This window comes from Rhizobium zaerense (genome assembly GCF_051810725.1).
Taxonomy (GTDB): Bacteria; Pseudomonadota; Alphaproteobacteria; order Rhizobiales; family Rhizobiaceae; genus Rhizobium; species Rhizobium leguminosarum_I.
In genome coordinates this window covers 2,983,034-2,997,214 of record NZ_CM132690.1, presented here as the reverse complement: position 1 = coordinate 2,997,214, position 14,181 = coordinate 2,983,034, and the positions used below count along the sequence as shown (strand labels likewise).

Annotated in this window: 12 protein-coding genes and 2 pseudogenes; 5 read left to right on the top strand and 9 right to left on the bottom strand. The window is 61.6% G+C overall.

The features are described from left to right. Positions 1 to 17 precede the first annotated feature (17 nt). Both ACS4RR_RS14510 and ACS4RR_RS14505 read left to right on the top strand, forming a co-directional pair. A pseudogene (locus tag ACS4RR_RS14510) lies at positions 18 to 701 on the top strand (extracellular solute-binding protein); the annotation flags it as partial. A gap of 363 nt (positions 702 to 1,064) precedes the next feature. Next, positions 1,065 to 3,911 (top strand): annotated as a pseudogene (locus tag ACS4RR_RS14505) (M16 family metallopeptidase). 14 nt (positions 3,912 to 3,925) lie between these two features. Here the strand turns inward: ACS4RR_RS14505 and ACS4RR_RS14500 are convergent. From ACS4RR_RS14500 to ACS4RR_RS14490, 3 genes are all read right to left on the bottom strand, one after another. After that, the gene (locus tag ACS4RR_RS14500; RefSeq protein WP_456188949.1) at positions 3,926 to 4,606 is read right to left on the bottom strand and encodes a GNAT family N-acetyltransferase; all 681 of its coding nucleotides are present in this window, start codon (positions 4,604 to 4,606) and stop codon (positions 3,926 to 3,928) included. Continuing rightward, the gene (locus ACS4RR_RS14495; protein WP_456188948.1) at positions 4,606 to 5,094 is read right to left on the bottom strand and encodes a MarR family winged helix-turn-helix transcriptional regulator; all 489 of its coding nucleotides are present in this window, start codon (positions 5,092 to 5,094) and stop codon (positions 4,606 to 4,608) included. The genes ACS4RR_RS14500 and ACS4RR_RS14495 overlap by 1 nt, the downstream gene beginning before the upstream one ends. Before the next feature lie 117 nt (positions 5,095 to 5,211). Further along, on the bottom strand, positions 5,212 to 6,378 hold the full coding sequence (locus tag ACS4RR_RS14490) for an MFS transporter (protein ID WP_456188947.1): 1,167 nt from the start codon (positions 6,376 to 6,378) through the stop codon (positions 5,212 to 5,214). A gap of 215 nt (positions 6,379 to 6,593) precedes the next feature. Here ACS4RR_RS14490 and ACS4RR_RS14485 point away from each other — a divergent pair, with 215 nt between their 5' ends. The 3 genes from ACS4RR_RS14485 to ACS4RR_RS14475 all read left to right on the top strand — a co-directional run bounded on the left by ACS4RR_RS14485 (position 6,594) and on the right by ACS4RR_RS14475 (position 9,716). Next, positions 6,594 to 7,505, top strand: a complete 912-nt coding sequence (locus ACS4RR_RS14485; protein WP_456188946.1) for an agmatinase — start codon at positions 6,594 to 6,596, stop codon at positions 7,503 to 7,505. A gap of 199 nt (positions 7,506 to 7,704) precedes the next feature. Next, positions 7,705 to 9,213 (top strand): winged helix-turn-helix domain-containing tetratricopeptide repeat protein, encoded by a 1,509-nt coding sequence (locus ACS4RR_RS14480; RefSeq protein WP_456188945.1) that lies wholly within the window; start codon positions 7,705 to 7,707, stop codon positions 9,211 to 9,213. A gap of 134 nt (positions 9,214 to 9,347) precedes the next feature. Further along, positions 9,348 to 9,716 (top strand): hypothetical protein, encoded by a 369-nt coding sequence (locus tag ACS4RR_RS14475; protein ID WP_456188944.1) that lies wholly within the window; start codon positions 9,348 to 9,350, stop codon positions 9,714 to 9,716. 31 nt (positions 9,717 to 9,747) lie between these two features. Here ACS4RR_RS14475 and ACS4RR_RS14470 read toward each other — a convergent pair whose 3' ends face one another. The 6 genes from ACS4RR_RS14470 to ACS4RR_RS14445 are packed head-to-tail and all read right to left on the bottom strand — an operon-like array spanning position 9,748 to position 14,142. After that, the gene (locus ACS4RR_RS14470) at positions 9,748 to 10,209 is read right to left on the bottom strand and encodes a DUF411 domain-containing protein (protein ID WP_260111125.1); all 462 of its coding nucleotides are present in this window, start codon (positions 10,207 to 10,209) and stop codon (positions 9,748 to 9,750) included. Positions 10,210 to 10,265: 56 nt separating this feature from the next. Beyond that, positions 10,266 to 10,553 carry a copper-binding protein gene (locus ACS4RR_RS14465; RefSeq protein ID WP_017964313.1) on the bottom strand — a complete coding sequence of 96 codons (288 nt, stop codon included), beginning with the start codon at positions 10,551 to 10,553 and terminating at the stop codon, positions 10,266 to 10,268. Positions 10,554 to 10,576: 23 nt separating this feature from the next. Next, the gene (locus tag ACS4RR_RS14460) at positions 10,577 to 11,056 is read right to left on the bottom strand and encodes a cupredoxin domain-containing protein (protein WP_260110841.1); all 480 of its coding nucleotides are present in this window, start codon (positions 11,054 to 11,056) and stop codon (positions 10,577 to 10,579) included. Positions 11,057 to 11,091: 35 nt separating this feature from the next. After that, positions 11,092 to 12,438: a multicopper oxidase family protein gene (locus ACS4RR_RS14455; RefSeq protein ID WP_456188943.1), complete on the bottom strand. Its 1,347-nt coding sequence runs from the start codon at positions 12,436 to 12,438 to the stop codon at positions 11,092 to 11,094. Between the two features lie 13 nt (positions 12,439 to 12,451). Continuing rightward, a complete protein-coding gene (locus ACS4RR_RS14450; RefSeq protein WP_260298705.1) occupies positions 12,452 to 13,918 on the bottom strand; it encodes a TolC family protein in 1,467 nt (488 codons plus the stop codon). Beyond that, positions 13,915 to 14,142 carry a hypothetical protein gene (locus ACS4RR_RS14445; RefSeq protein WP_456188942.1) on the bottom strand — a complete coding sequence of 76 codons (228 nt, stop codon included), beginning with the start codon at positions 14,140 to 14,142 and terminating at the stop codon, positions 13,915 to 13,917. Before ACS4RR_RS14445 ends, ACS4RR_RS14450 begins: the two co-directional genes overlap by 4 nt. Positions 14,143 to 14,181: the final 39 nt, after the last annotated feature.

Below are 14,181 nucleotides of genomic sequence, written 5' to 3'. Positions count from 1 at the left end.
ACCCAGGAGAACGAGCGATGAAACATATCACCCAGCTTCTCGCCGCAGCGGCCGTCTCGATGGCAATCGCGCTTCCCGCGCACGCCGAGACGACGTTGACGGTTCACTACCCGATGCCGGGCTTCTTCAAGGACGTGATGGACACGATCTCGAAGAAGTTCATGGAAGAAAATCCCGACATCAAGATCCAGTTCGCCAGCCCGTCGGCCACCTATGAAGAAGGCATCCAGACGATCCTTCGCCAGGTCGGCACCAGCGAAATGCCTGATATCACCTTCATCGGCCTCAACCGCCTGCGCATGCTCGATGAGCGCGACGTCGCCGTCGATCTCGGCCCGCTCGTCCAGAAGGATGGCAACATGGCCGAGCAGGGCTTTTCCGACACGATCCTCAAGCTCGCCCAGGTCAAGGGCAAGCAGGTGGGCCTCGCTTTCGCCACCTCCAACCCGATCATGTATTACAACGCCGATCTCGTGAAGGCGGCCGGCGGCGATCCTGAAAATCCGCCGAAGACCTGGGACGAGGTCATCGCGCTCGGCGGCAAGATCAAGGCGCTCGGCAACGGTGTCGACGGCATCGATTTCCGCTGGCAGGGCGACGACTGGATGTTTTCGGCACTGCTCTTCGGCGCCGGCGGCAAGATGCTGAGCGACGACGAAAGCAAGGTCGCCTTCAACGGTCCGGAAGGCCAGAAGGCCTTGCGGTCGCCAGCGAGCATCCTGCCCGGAATGCGACCTGCTCCAACGTCGCCATCGAAAGCGCCTCCTGGTGACAGCATCGAAGCGCAATCCTTTAGGCGGGTTCGATGACATTGGTCTGACACTCAGAGCATGATGCCGAAAAGTGTGAGCGGTTTTCGGACGACATCATGCTCTAACTCTTTAATTGAGAACAGGATTCAGATTTTAGGCCGACCGGGCCTAAAATCATCCTGTTCTAAGCAGAGTTATCTACTTCTTATTCATTTCATTTGTTCACACACATGGAAGTTGCTGGGGAATGCAACCTGTGGAATAGTAAGGTTGACGCCATCTACCCTCTTCATTCTCATCACTTGGACAAGAATGTCTCACAAAAAAATGGAATGCTCCACGGCGTGGTGGTTTTTTGCGACGGCCTCGCTCGTTGCAAACTTCGCGTTGCCAGCCTATGCGGACACCCCGTCCGTGCCCTGGCCACAAACGCAAAGCGACATCCAAGCCGAGTCCGATGTGCATTTCGGCACGCTCGCCAACGGTATGCGGTTTGCGATCACGCGCAATGCCACGCCGCCCGGACAGGCAGCTATCCGCTTTCGCATTGGCTCCGGTTCGCTCGACGAAAACGACGACCAGCAGGGCCTGGCGCATGTTCTCTAGCACATGGCCTTCAAGGGTTCGACACATGTCGCCGAAGGGGAGATGATCCGTATCTTGCAGCGCAAGGGCTTGGCCTTTGGACCGGACACCAACGCCCATACCTCTTATGACGAGACCGTCTATGCGCTCGATCTGCCCGAGGTCGATGCAGACACGATTTCGACGGGCCTGATGCTGATGCGAGAAACGGCGAGCGAGCTGACCCTCGATGCCAGCGCTTTTGATCGCGAACGCGGCGTCATTCTGTCGGAGGAGCGGCTGCGCGACACGCCGCAGTATCGCGCGTCACTCGGAATCATGAATTCGCTGCTCGCCGGCCAGCGCGCGACCATACGCGCGCCGATCGGTAAAGCCGACATCATCAGCAATGCGCCCGTGGACCTCGTCCGTGATTATTACCGGACCAATTACCGACCTGACCGGGCAACGCTGATAGTGGTGGGCGATATCGACCCCGCTGCCATGGAAGTCGAAATCCGGCAGCGCTTCGGCGACTGGAAGGCCGTGGGTCCGGCGCCGACAAAAGCGGATCTTGGCGCGCTGGTGACGAAGGGCGAAAGCGCCGAGGTCATCGTCGTTCCCGGCGGCATGACCAGCATACAGATCGCCTGGACGCGTCCCTATGACGCCGCGCCTGACACCTTCGCCAAGCGCCGCGCTGGGCTTATTGAGGATCTCGGTTTTCTGGTGCTCAAACGTCGGGTGAGCGCCGTGGCCAGCAAGGCGGATGCCCCTTTCATCAGTGCGGACGTCGGCTCCCAGGATCTCCTCGATTCCGCCCATATCGTCCTGATCGCGGCGAATTCGGAGCCGGACAAATGGCAGGCGGCGCTCACGGCCATTGACCAGGAACAGCGCCGAATCCAGGAGTTCGGCGTTGCGCAGGCGGAGATCGATCGCGAAATCCGCGAATATCGCTCGGCCCTGCAGGCTGCTGCGGCCGGAGCCGCGACGCGGATGACCACCGACATTGCTTCCATGTTGGCTCGCAGCGTCGATGACGATCAAGTCTTCACCTCGCCCGCCGAAGACCTCTCAATGTTCGAGACCATGACGAGCGGCGTCACGGCGGACGAGGTCAATCGGGCCTTGCAGCCTGCTTTCTCCGGCAACGGTCCGCAGGTCGTGCTACAGACCGACCAATCACCTAAGGGCGGGGCCGAAACGGTTCGGCAAGTCTATGACGCTTCAAATGCCATTGCCGTCTCGGCACCATCCGGTGCAACTGACGTCGCCTGGCCCTACACCCATTTCGGCGAACCGGGCGCTGTGGTCGAACGCCGTGCGGTTGAAGATCTCGGCTTGACCATGGTGCGCTTTTCCAACGGCGCACGGCTTACCGTCAAGCCAACCAGGCTGCGTGCCAACGAAGTGCTGGTGCGCGAAGATATCGGCCGCGGTCGGCTGGACCTGCCGCACGACCGTTCCGCCGCGATCTGGGCATCTCCGGCCGTCGTGCTGTCTGGCGTAAAGGCCATGGATTACCAGGATATACAGAAAGCGCTGACGGCCAACATTGTCGGCGTCGACTTCTCGGTCGGCGACAGTTCCTTTAGGTTCGACGGTCGTACACGGACTGAAGATCTTGCGACGCAGCTGCAGCTGATGAGCGCATATACCTCCGATCCCGCCTATCGCCCCGAGGCGTTCAAGCGTGTGCAGCAGGCCTATTTGAGCGGCCTCGATCAGTATGACGCGTCGCCTAGCGGCGTTTTCAGCCGCGATTTCGCAGGTCTCGTGCATTCCGGCGACCCACGCTGGACCTTCCCCGACCGCGCGCAGTTGTCCGCCGCCAAGCCAGACGAATTCGAGGCGCTCTTCCGGCCTATGGTTTCCAATGGTCCCATCGACATCACCATCGTTGGCGACGTGACGGTGGACGACGCAATCCAGCTGACGGCTGAAACCTTTGGCGCTTTGCCGCCGCGCCCGGAGACGGGGTCGAGCAACGCTCGGGACGACGTGCATTTTCCGGCAACGACCGAGAAACCCGTTTTACAGACCCATAGCGGCAGGGCAGATAATGCCGCCGCCGCCGTAGGGGCTTCCATCGGCGATTTGCTCTCCGATCTGCCGCGATCCTTCACCGCCAATATTGCCACCCAGATTTTCCAAAACAGATTGATCGACCAGTTTCGCATTGCGGAAGGAGCAAGCTATGCCATGCAGGGCGATGTTGAACTTTCAAGAGAAGTTCCCGGCTACGGCTACGCATATTTCTACGTCGAGACCGACCCGGCAAAGGTTGCGCGCTTCTATGCACTTGTCGACGAGACCGCCAATGATCTGCGGTCGCATGACATTTCCGAAGACGAACTCGCGCGTGCCCGGAAACCCATCATCGAGACATTGAAGCATCAGCAGCAGAGCAACGAATATTGGATCGCATATCTGCACCACGCCCAGACGGACTCGCGTCGTTTGGACCGGATACGCGATAGTCTCAGCGGCTACGGCAAGGTCACCGCCGGGGATATCCGCGCGTTTGCCGCGGCCTTTTTCAGCCCGGAAAAATTCTGGAAATTCGAAGTGCTGCCGGTGGCTGTACGATAGGTGGTGAGCACCGCTCAGGACCGGCGTTTGACCACACGCATGTTCATCTCGGAGCGAAGCGCGAAGCCGTGTGTCTTGTAAAGCGAAATGGCGGATGTGTTCGCCGCATAGGCATGCAGATAGGCCGTGTCGCCGCTGGATGCGATTTCGCTGGCGACGAAACGGAAGAGCAGGGTGCCGAGGCCGCATCCCTGGAAATCGGGATGGGTGCAAAGCCCGCTGAGCTCGATGAAGCCAGTCTGCCGCATCCGCTGCCCGGCCATCGCCACCAGGCGGCCCTCGCTTCTGATCCCCCAGAAGCTGCCGAGGCTCTGGGCTCGCAACGTGAACGGCCCGGGTTTGGTCAGTGTCGCCAAATCAAGCATGTCGGCGGCATCGGCCTCGGTGAGCGGCTGGATGCGGGAATCCGAAAGCCTCTCATGGGGCCGCTCGGCTACCATCTGGACCAGCGATGCTTCTGTGACGACGGCAAGACCCGGTGGAATGGCGATCGGACCTGATTCGACGAGGATCATGCTCTCCTCAGGTAAAGGAAGGTCCTCCAATGCGTCGAGGCTCTCCGGCGTATCGTCGGCGGACGCCGCGAAGGGAACGATGGAAGGTGGGTAGCGCCGCGCGGACTTGCCGCCTTCGGCAAGATCGGTATGCGCGGTCTCCAGCGCGGTCCAGATCGGCCGGTCGAGGATATGAGGCATTATCGTTCCTCCTTGGCGGCGTTGCGGCGCGCAAGCGATGCCACCGCAAGCCCGTCCTCGATAGCGGCCAGCTGTTCGAGGATCGGTCCGTCGAGATCGCCGCAGAGATCGGCAACGGCGGCGGCGATGCGCGGCCAGATCACCTTCTTTGAATGATCGATGAGATCCTGTCCCTTGTCGGTCAGCGAGACCAATCTGCGACGCTGATCATCCGGTGCCGGCTGCATGTCGACGTAACCGAGTTCGAGAAGCTGGCCGATGGTTCGGGTTGCGCCGGGCTGGGTAATGCCCACCGCCCGCGCAAGCTCGCCGATCGTCAGCGGCCCGGCCCGGTCGATCGCCGCAAGGAACGGATACTGGCCCGCTTGGATGCTGAGACCGGCCTCGTCGATGACCTGCTGCGTATCGGCCTGCAACCTCTCACCGATGCGCCGCAGCCGGCTGCCCATGCACAGAAACCCAAGCGTTCGGACCACATCCTCGACCATGCCGATCTCCATTTGTATGGGATGTTATATAACATGTTATGGATTAAATCGCAATTGTTCTGCGGAAGGGGCCGGCATATGAAGCCGGGGGCAGGGCGGCACGAACAAGTGCCTCGATCAGCCTCGCCATCTCCTCGCCATCAGCAGCACCACCAGCACACAGCTGAGCAGGCCAAGGGATAATGGCAGGCCCTGATGTCCGATCAGTTGCATCGCCAGTCCTGTTGCCGGCGAGCCGACGATGCCGCCGATACCCCATACCAAGGCGAAGGCCGCGTTACCGGCGATCAGAGCTTGGCCGGTGAACCGCTCGCCGAGTTGGATCAGCGACAGGGTGTAGATCCCGAACGAGACTCCGCCCCAGGCGAAAACCAGTGGCCAGATCAGCCAGGTGGTGAAGACCGGCGGCAGCAGCAGGCAGCCGGTGAGACAACCCAGGACGCAGAATGACATCGTCCGCGTCGAGCCGAACCGTTCGGCGATGCGCCCGAGCAAAATCTGCAGCACGGCATTGCCCGCGATGAAGCAGGTGATGAGCGACGCGATGCGCTCTTCGGCGCTGCCGAGCGCTGCGCCATAGACCGCGAACAGGGAAAGCAGGATCTGCTCGAAGGCGGCAGCCGTGAAAACCGCAAACAACAGCAGCGGCGCCAGTGGGAAGAAACCGCCGACCGATGTTGCCTCGCCTTCATCAGGCATGCCGGGCAGACGAGGGGCGACCGCAAGCACGATCAGGCCGCAGAAAAGGAAGGCCGCAATACCGATCATGAAGGGCGGCCAACCCTCGGCGCCGGTAAGGCCGAGCGACAGTGGGCCGATGGCAAAGCCACCCGAAACGATCGATGAATAGAGGCCCATGATACGGCCCCGGCGTGGCGCCGGCGTGAGCGTGATCAGCCAGGTCTCGCTGATCACGTAAAGCGGATTGGCGAAGAAGCCGAGCAGGAAGCGCAGCAGCATCCAGGCCCATACGTCCTGCATCCATGCAATTGCAAACAGGGTGAGAGCGGCCAGGATCGAACACAGGATCGCAAGCCGCCCTCCGCCGACACGCCGCGAAAGCGCCGGAATGAACGACGCTGATATAATGAAACCCAGCGGCGTCATCGCCGCCGACAAGCCGATCAGGCCCGATGTTGTTTCCTGCCGCTCCAGGATGAAACTCAGCAGCGGATAGGTCAGCCCCTGTGCCACGGCGAACACCGTGACGGTCGCGATGATCCCCGCCATTGCGGCCCAGGGGATCCGATCCACGCGCGGTGATGTGACGCTTTCGGCAGCCATGCAGATGTCCTCGTCAGACCGTATGGTTGAAGGTCCGGGTAAACCTCAACCTCAATGAGGATGAATTCTGCAGGAGGCGGGGAGCGTCGTACTTAAGTTTTTCCAAAAAGTTCTCAAAAACGTCCAAAGGGACTAAACAGGTCAGCATCAAATTTTGCCCCGACCGCAAGCCATCACCACGAAAATTCCGCCGGACATCATCAGGACCATCTGGAATGACCGCTTCACCTTTCTTTCTCGGCCTACCCTGTCACCTTGCCGATGGGCGTTTGCCCCGTGTGGTGATCTTCGCAGCCGCTCACGGCAGCACCTATCCCGGCAAGGACAGCAGCGGCTACGCCCTGGCCGCTCATGCGATCCGCGCTGCGAGCCAGGACGATGCCCCGCTCGTCGAGCACTGGGATTTCGATCTCGGAGGGCCGCTGTTCGACGGTGGGCCGGTCTCATGCATCGACGCCGGCGACATTCAGACCACCATGCACGATAATGCCGGCAACCGGGCCCGGATCGAGGCGAAGACGCGCGAGGTGCTGGAGTTGCCGGCTATCCCGATCCTGCTCGGTGGCGACTGTTCCGTGACCTTTCCCTTCCTCGCCGGCTTTGCGGATCAAGGGCCGGTCTGGGTCCTGCAGATCGACGCCCATATCGACTGGCGCGATGACGTGCATGGCGAGCGCTACGGCTATTCAAGTCCGATGCGTCGGGCGAGCGAGATGCCGCATGTCGCCGGCATGGTGCAAGTCGGTCTTCGTAGTGTCGGCAGCGCGCGCGCCACCGACGTCGAGGCGGCTCAGCACTATGGCAGCCGCTTCGTGACCGCTCGTGAGGTTCACGCTGAGGGCGTCGAAGCTGCCCTCCAGCATATTCCGGAAGGAGCCCAGGTCGTCGTCACCCTCGATTGCGACAGCATCGATCCCAGCATCATGCCGGGCGTGGCGGCGCGTACTCCCGGCGGCCTCACCTACACTGAGGTGATCGATCTGATCGCTGGCCTCGGCAGGCGGGCGAGGATTGCGGGATTCGACCTTGTCGAGCTCTATCCTCCCGCCGACATAGACGGCCTGTCGGCGCTAACCGCCGCGCGCATTCTCGTCAATGCGGTCGGCGCCATCGTCCGGCAATATTGAAACCCTGCTTCCTCTGAGCAAGCAGTGCATGGTGCTGCATTTCGCCTCTAGGCGACCTTGCTAAGAGGTGGCTCCGTCCCAGCCAGAAGCCGCCGAATGTTGGCGCAATGTAGTGCAATCACGTAAATGCCGTCGATACCATGCGACCTAAGCGGACGAACAGTTCCATCCAAGCTTTAAAGACTCTAGGATGCGCCCTATGCAGGGGTCACGCTTTGCTTTTGGTCCGTTTGTGCTTGATCCGGCTGCGGGAACGCTTCTTCGGAATGATGATCCCGTTGCCGTTGGCCACCGCGGGGTAAAGCTGCTTGCAGCACTCGTCGCGCGGCCCGGCGAAATCCTCGGCAAGGCCGAGTTGATGGATGCGGCCTGGCCGGGCAGGATCGTCGAGGAAGGCAACCTCACGGTCCAGATCGCGCAGCTGCGCAAGCTGCTCGGTCCGGCTACCGATGGCGGTGAATGGATATCCACAGTGCCGCGCGTCGGCTACCGCTTCGTAGGCGCCGTCATTCAGCTCAGCGGCGTGAAGCGAAAAGCTTTGGCGTTGCCCGACAAACCATCGATATCAGTGCTGCCCTTCCTCAATATCAGCAACGATCCCGAACAGGAATCCTTCGCCGATGGGCTGACTGAAGACCTGGTCACAGACCTCTCCAGGATACCGGGCCTGTTCGTCATCGCCCGCAACTCGGCCTTCGCCTACAAGGGAAAGGCGATGGATGTGCGCGAGATCGCCGAGGAGCTTGGCGTGCGCTACCTGCTGCAGGGCAGCGCAAGACGCGTCGAAGCGCGCGTGCGCATCAACGCTCAGCTGGTCGATGCGGCAAGTGGCGATCATCTATGGGCGGAACGCTTCGACCGCAGCCTGGACGATATCTTTGCCGTTCAGGACGAGGTGACGGCCAAGATCGTCGAGGCGCTGCTCGGCCGGCTGCGCGCACCGCCGCCGCGCAACCGGCCTAAAAATCTCGAGGCTTACGATCTCTGTGTGCGGGCGCGCAGGCTGATGGATGACACGCGGCAGGCGGCGCGGGAAGCGCATCTGATGCTGACGCGCGCGATTTCGCTCGATCCCGACTATGCCGAGGCCTATCGCTGGCTTGCCATGAACCACTGGATGGGAGAGGTGCATTCCGCCGGACCAACGCAACCCACCCGAAGCCTTGGTTTGGAGCTGGCGCGCAAGGCCGTCGCGATCGACCCCAATGACGCCGGCTGTCGCTGGGTCCTGGCTTATCTGCTCGCCTATGAGCGCAGCTTTGCCGAGGCGGATGCGGGATTCGCCAAGGCGATCGAGCTCGACCCGAACGAGGCCGATACCTTTGCGGCATTATCCGACATCACGGTCCTGGCTGGGCGGGTCGGGGAGGGTCTCGAGCATATCGCCAAGGCCTTCCGGCTGAACCCGTTTCCGGCAAGTTGGTACTATCTGGCGCTCGGCCAGGCGCAATATGCCGCCGGCCAATACCAAGCCGCTGTCGAGACGCTGCGCAGCGACGAGACCTATCGCACGAGCTCACGCCGTTTCCTGGCAGCAAGCCTTGCCCAGCTCGGCCGGCTCGACGAGGCGCGCGCCGAGGTCGAACTGTTCCTTGTTGCCAACCCGCGTTTTTCAATCCGCCATTGGGCTGCGACCGAGCCATTTCGTGAAGCTCGGACGCTTGCACATTTCATTGACGGCTACCGCAAGGCCGGGCTCCCAGAGTGATGCCGGCGCGCCTCAAAGACGGCCGGCCGGTCGACTTCCGCGTCACCGATAAAGACCTGCCCGCGAGGCTCTGCATCGTCGCAGAGCCTCCGCGCATATGATGGGATCGGGATGCGTTGACCACGGGAGGGGAAATGCGCCGAGTCCTTCTGTCTCTGATCCTTTGCGCGCAGTCCGCATCCATGTCGGCGGCGTCTGGGCATGTCGTCTTCCACACCACTTCGTTCGGCAGCGGCCGCTCGGTCAGTCTCGGTCTGGCCGGGGGCGGGCCTGCCCGCGATCCCGCCTTTGATTTCGACGTCGTCATCACACTCTCGGAATTCGACGGTGGCGGGACAGTGATCTATCGGGACGGAGGAAGACACGAGGCGAGCGTGCGCTGCGGTTCGCCCGCCATGGTGCGGATCAATTCAGCCGACTATAGGGTTGACGTGTCGGCGCGGGCAGGAACGGACTGGAAGCATGATCTCTGGGCGGCGCTCTGTGCCGCTCCAGTTTCCTGAGCGCCATCTCGGCCTTGATTGATCGAGGGCATCAGCCCTTCCGGGGACGAACCTCCATGAACACGTATGGCGCGCCGGTTCCCGAGGGGACCGCATACACCGCATAGAATGCCTGCGGATCGTCGCCCATTCCCAAGGAGCCAGGTGGCATGCCCGGCACGGCCAGCCCTCGGACTGGCGGCCGCTCCTGCAAAAGGCGTCGGACGGCCTCGAGCGGCACGTGTCCCTCAAGGTAGTATTTCTCGATGACGGCGGTGTGGCATCCCTGCACGTCGGCCGGCACGCCCAACTGCGCCTTCAGCGCTGCAAGATCGTCGGTGTCGCGGGCTTCAACCGAAAATCCCGCTGCCGCCATTGCCTTCGACCATTTATGGCAGCAGCCGCAGCTGGGATCCTTGTAGACCGTCATCTTCGCCGGCGCGGCGGCGTGTGCCTCTCTGCCAAAGAACGCCAGGGCGAATGCCGCCATTGTAATGAAGCTTCTCCTGTACATCGTCTCCACTCCGTGATGTCCTGCCGCCCGGATCGGGGCCGGGCGGCAGGAGCCCACTATTTTACTTCAGTGACGGTGAGCTTGCCATTCACGCGCTCTGCGACAAACTCAATATTCGAACCTTCCTTCAGTCTTTCCAGCAGGGCCGGGTCTTCGACCCGGAAGACCATCGTCATCGCAGGCATGTCGAGGTTCTTCAGATCCTCATGTTTGATAGTGACCTTGTTCGCCTTGGTGTCGACCTTGTTGACGACACCCTTGGTGAATTCCTGGGCAAACGCGCCGAAGGCCGCGCTGGCAGAGAGCAGGGCGGCTAGGCTGATTTTGATCATGGCAGTTTTCATGTTCTTGGCTCCTTTTTCGCGGATTATTTCCCGGCGACGGTGACGTCGCCGTGCATGCCGGCTTCATAGTGGCCGGGGATCAGGCAGGCGAACTTGAACTCGCCGTCGGTGGTGAACTTCCAGACGATCTCGCCGGATTGACCGGCCGGAAGGCGGATGGAATTGGCGTCGGCATGTTCCATCTCCGGAAACTTCTCCATGACCTTCTTGTGCTCCAGAATCTTGTCTTCCTGATCGAGCACGAATTCGTGGTCGACAGTTCCGGCATTCTTGATCGCGATCTTGACCGTCTGCCCCTTGCGGACATTGAAGACGGCAGGGGTGAATATCATCCTCCCGTCTTCGGTTTCCTTCATCGTGACGCGGACCGTCTGCGTCGCCTTGGCCTTGTCGCCGGGTTCTCCAACAGCCATTTTTTCACCGTGGCCGCCGGCGTGATTGCCGGAAGCCAGGGCAGGGGTTGCGAGGGCGAACAGCGCTAGTGCCAATACATAATTCTTCATGCGTAAATCCTTTTTTGGATGTGGGAGGTTGAGCCTCAGCCGTTTTTCGGTTTCGGCGTGATTTGCGTTTTCGCGTCTTTGGCCTTGGTCGCGTCCGGCAATTCGCCGGTCCATTCCCAAGCCTGGGTCCCGGGTGGGTTTTCGTACCAACCCGGATCTGAGTAATCGTCCGCCGAGATACCCTCGCGGACCTTCACGACCGAGAACATGCCGCCCATTTCGATCGGACCATGCGGCCCCCAGCCGGTCATCATGGCAACCGTGTTCTCGGGGATGGGCATTTCCATCTCGCCCATGTCGGCCATGCCCTTGGTGCCCATGGGCATGTATTCCGGCTGCAGCTTCCTGATCTTCTCGGCGACCTTCGATTTGTCCGCACCGATAAAAGTCGGGATGTCGTGACCCATGGCATTCATCGTGTGGTGCGACTTGTGGCAATGGATCGCCCAGTCGCCGAGATACTTGGCATCGAACTCGTAAGCACGCATCGCGCCGACCGGGATGTCGATGCTCACCTCGGGCCACCGCGCCTCCGGCCGTACCCAGCCGCCGTCGGTACATGTCACTTCGAAATCGTAGCCGTGCATGTGGATCGGATGGTTCGTCATGGTGAGGTTGCCGACCCGCACCCGCACCCTGTCGTTCCTGGAAACGACCAGCGGGCTGATGTCCGGAAACACGCGGCTGTTCCAGCACCACATGTTGAAGTCGGTCATCTCCATGATCCGCGGCACATAGGAGCCGGGATCGATGTCGTAGGCGTTGAGCAGGAAGACAAAGTCGCGATCGACGCGCATGAACGTCGGATCCTTGGGATGGACAACGAAGAAGCCCATCATGCCCATGGCCATCTGCACCATCTCGTCGGAATGCGGGTGGTACATGAAGGTGCCGGATTTCACGAGGTCGAACTCGTAGACGTAGGTCTTGCCGACCGGAATGTGCGGCTGCGTCAGCCCGCCGACGCCGTCCATGCCCGATGGCACGAGCATCCCGTGCCAGTGGATCGTCGTGTGCTCCGGCAGCTTGTTCGTCACGAAGATGCGGACGCGGTCGCCTTCGACCGCCTCGATGGTCGGCCCCGGAGACTGTCCGTTGTAGCCCCAGAGATAGGCGGTCATGCCGTCGGCCATCTCGCGCTCGACTGGTTCGGCGACGAGGTGAAACTCCTTGACGCCGTTGTTCATCCTGTGGGGCAGGGTCCAGCCATTGAGGGTGACCACCGGCTGATAGTCCGGACCTGAGGCCGGGTGGAGTGGCGGCTGCATGTCCGCGGATTCCATTGTCGGTGCGTCGGGCAGCCCCATCGCCGACGTCTTCGTCCAGGCGGCTGTGGTGAGCAGAGCGGCGCTGGCTCCAAAAAGTTGTCGTCTGTTGAACATGATGTGTCCTTTCTTAATGACCGCCGCCAGCGCTGCCTTCGGAAGCAGCGGCGACCTCGGTCTCTGCCGACACCTTCGTCGCGCCGCCGCCGTAGATCGCAGGCGCGAGGTTGGCTTCGGCCAGCCAGAACTCGCGCTTTGCGTTGACGGAGAGCAGGATGGAGTTGATCTTGTCACGGGTGTCGGTGAGCAGCTCGAACGTGTTCGAGATCATGCCATTGTAGGTCAGCAGGGATTCTTCCTCGACCTTGGTGCGAAGCGGTACGACGTCGTTGCGGTAGTGCCGCGCGATATCGTAGTTCGAGCGGTAGGCTTCGTATGCCGATCTCGCCTCCGAACGGACATTGACGGCCTTCTCCGCCAGCAGATTCGCGGCCCGCATATATGCGACTTCTGCCTTGCGCATCCGGGCCTTGCCCGTATCGAAGATCGGGATTGCGAACTCCAGTTCGACCTGAGCGGTCGTCCTGGTCTTCTTCTCGTCGTCCTCGATTTCCCGTTCCGTTTCGAAGCCCGTCAGGATTTCGAGGTCGGTGACATAGCGCGTTGCTTCGGTCAGGCCATACGACCTGGCAGTGGCTTCGAGTTCGAGCTTTGCGACCTGGAGGTCTATCCGATTTCGGAGTGCTTCGGCCTCGATGGTGTCTCGCCTGGCGACGGACTTGGGTAGCGGGGGCAGGCCGTTGGGAACCTGGTAGTCCAGGTCAGTGCCCCAGAGGCCCATCAGCCGCGTCAACTCCTCCTTGGCGAGACGGGCCGCCAGCCGGGCCTTCGCTGTCTCTCCGGCGAGTTCAGCAACAAACACATGTTCGCGGGCCTGGGCGCCCTTGGTCATCGCACCGGTCTCGCCCAGCTTCTCCGCGAGCTCGGAAGCGGCGTCCGCCGCGGCCTGGGCACGCTGGAGCTGCGCGACGTTCTCCCAGGCCGCGACCGCGCCGATCCAGGCCCGCCGGGTGTCGGCAGCGACCTGAAGCGTCTTCACGGCCGCGGTCAGTTGCGACTGCCGAAAGCGAGTGTCGGCGATCGCGATATCCCTGTTTCTCGTGGCAAGCGCCAGGATGTTCGTCGTGATCATTCCCTCGATCGTCTTGAACGCCCCCAGCTCCGGCGTCCCCATGCCGGTCGTGCCGATGGAGACGGTCGGGTTGAGGAACATCGTCGACTGCCAGGCGTCGGCGGCGCTGTCGCCAAGATCGGCGTAGGCGGCCTGCAGACCCTTGTTGTTGAGCAGCGCGATCTGGACGGATGTTTCGACGTCGAGGGTCTTCCTTCGCGCGAGCAGGCTTCTGACCTGCGCGGCCGCCGACCGGGCTTGGTTCTGGTTCTGGATCCAGACGGTCTCTTTCGCCGTGACAGTGGCGGTCTTGTTGAAAACGGCGGTGAAGCCCGCTTCCTTGCTGGAATACTCGGCGTCTGTGGCGCAGCCGCTCAACACCATCGGGAATATCAGCGCCACCAATGTTCTTCTTGGCTCGATCATGAGGCGTCTCCATTCGCTGGAGACTGCAGATCGTTCTGTCTACGCCATGGCTTGGGATCGACGGGCTGCCTGGTGACGTAGCCCGAGATCGGCGACCGGTATGCGGCCGGGCGCGCGGTTGGCTGTTCGACCGCTGCGGGGGACGCCACCACGTCGGGAGGAAGCGTGGATGCGCAGCCGCCGACAAGAAGCGGCAGCCCCACCACGAAAAGCGAGGGTTTCATTATGAAATTTCCGAATAAGAGATAGCCTACGGTGCGCCC

Bases quoted from the DNA above. Each gene is read 5' to 3' on its own strand.
- ACS4RR_RS14465 (WP_017964313.1), bottom strand. From the start codon at position 10,553: ATGAAAACTGCCATGATCAAAATCAGCCTAGCCGCCCTGCTCTCTGCC.
- ACS4RR_RS14455 (WP_456188943.1), bottom strand. From the start codon at position 12,438: ATGTTCAACAGACGACAACTTTTTGGAGCCAGCGCCGCTCTGCTCACC.
- ACS4RR_RS14460 (WP_260110841.1), bottom strand. From the start codon at position 11,056: ATGAAGAATTATGTATTGGCACTAGCGCTGTTCGCCCTCGCAACCCCT.
- ACS4RR_RS14490 (WP_456188947.1), bottom strand. From the start codon at position 6,378: ATGGCTGCCGAAAGCGTCACATCACCGCGCGTGGATCGGATCCCCTGG.
- ACS4RR_RS14450 (WP_260298705.1), bottom strand. From the start codon at position 13,918: ATGATCGAGCCAAGAAGAACATTGGTGGCGCTGATATTCCCGATGGTG.
- ACS4RR_RS14480 (WP_456188945.1), top strand. From the start codon at position 7,705: ATGCAGGGGTCACGCTTTGCTTTTGGTCCGTTTGTGCTTGATCCGGCT.
- ACS4RR_RS14500 (WP_456188949.1), bottom strand. From the start codon at position 4,606: ATGCCTCATATCCTCGACCGGCCGATCTGGACCGCGCTGGAGACCGCG.
- ACS4RR_RS14470 (WP_260111125.1), bottom strand. From the start codon at position 10,209: ATGTACAGGAGAAGCTTCATTACAATGGCGGCATTCGCCCTGGCGTTC.
- ACS4RR_RS14475 (WP_456188944.1), top strand. From the start codon at position 9,348: ATGCGCCGAGTCCTTCTGTCTCTGATCCTTTGCGCGCAGTCCGCATCC.
- ACS4RR_RS14445 (WP_456188942.1), bottom strand. From the start codon at position 14,142: ATGAAACCCTCGCTTTTCGTGGTGGGGCTGCCGCTTCTTGTCGGCGGC.
- ACS4RR_RS14485 (WP_456188946.1), top strand. From the start codon at position 6,594: ATGACCGCTTCACCTTTCTTTCTCGGCCTACCCTGTCACCTTGCCGAT.
- ACS4RR_RS14495 (WP_456188948.1), bottom strand. From the start codon at position 5,094: ATGGTCGAGGATGTGGTCCGAACGCTTGGGTTTCTGTGCATGGGCAGC.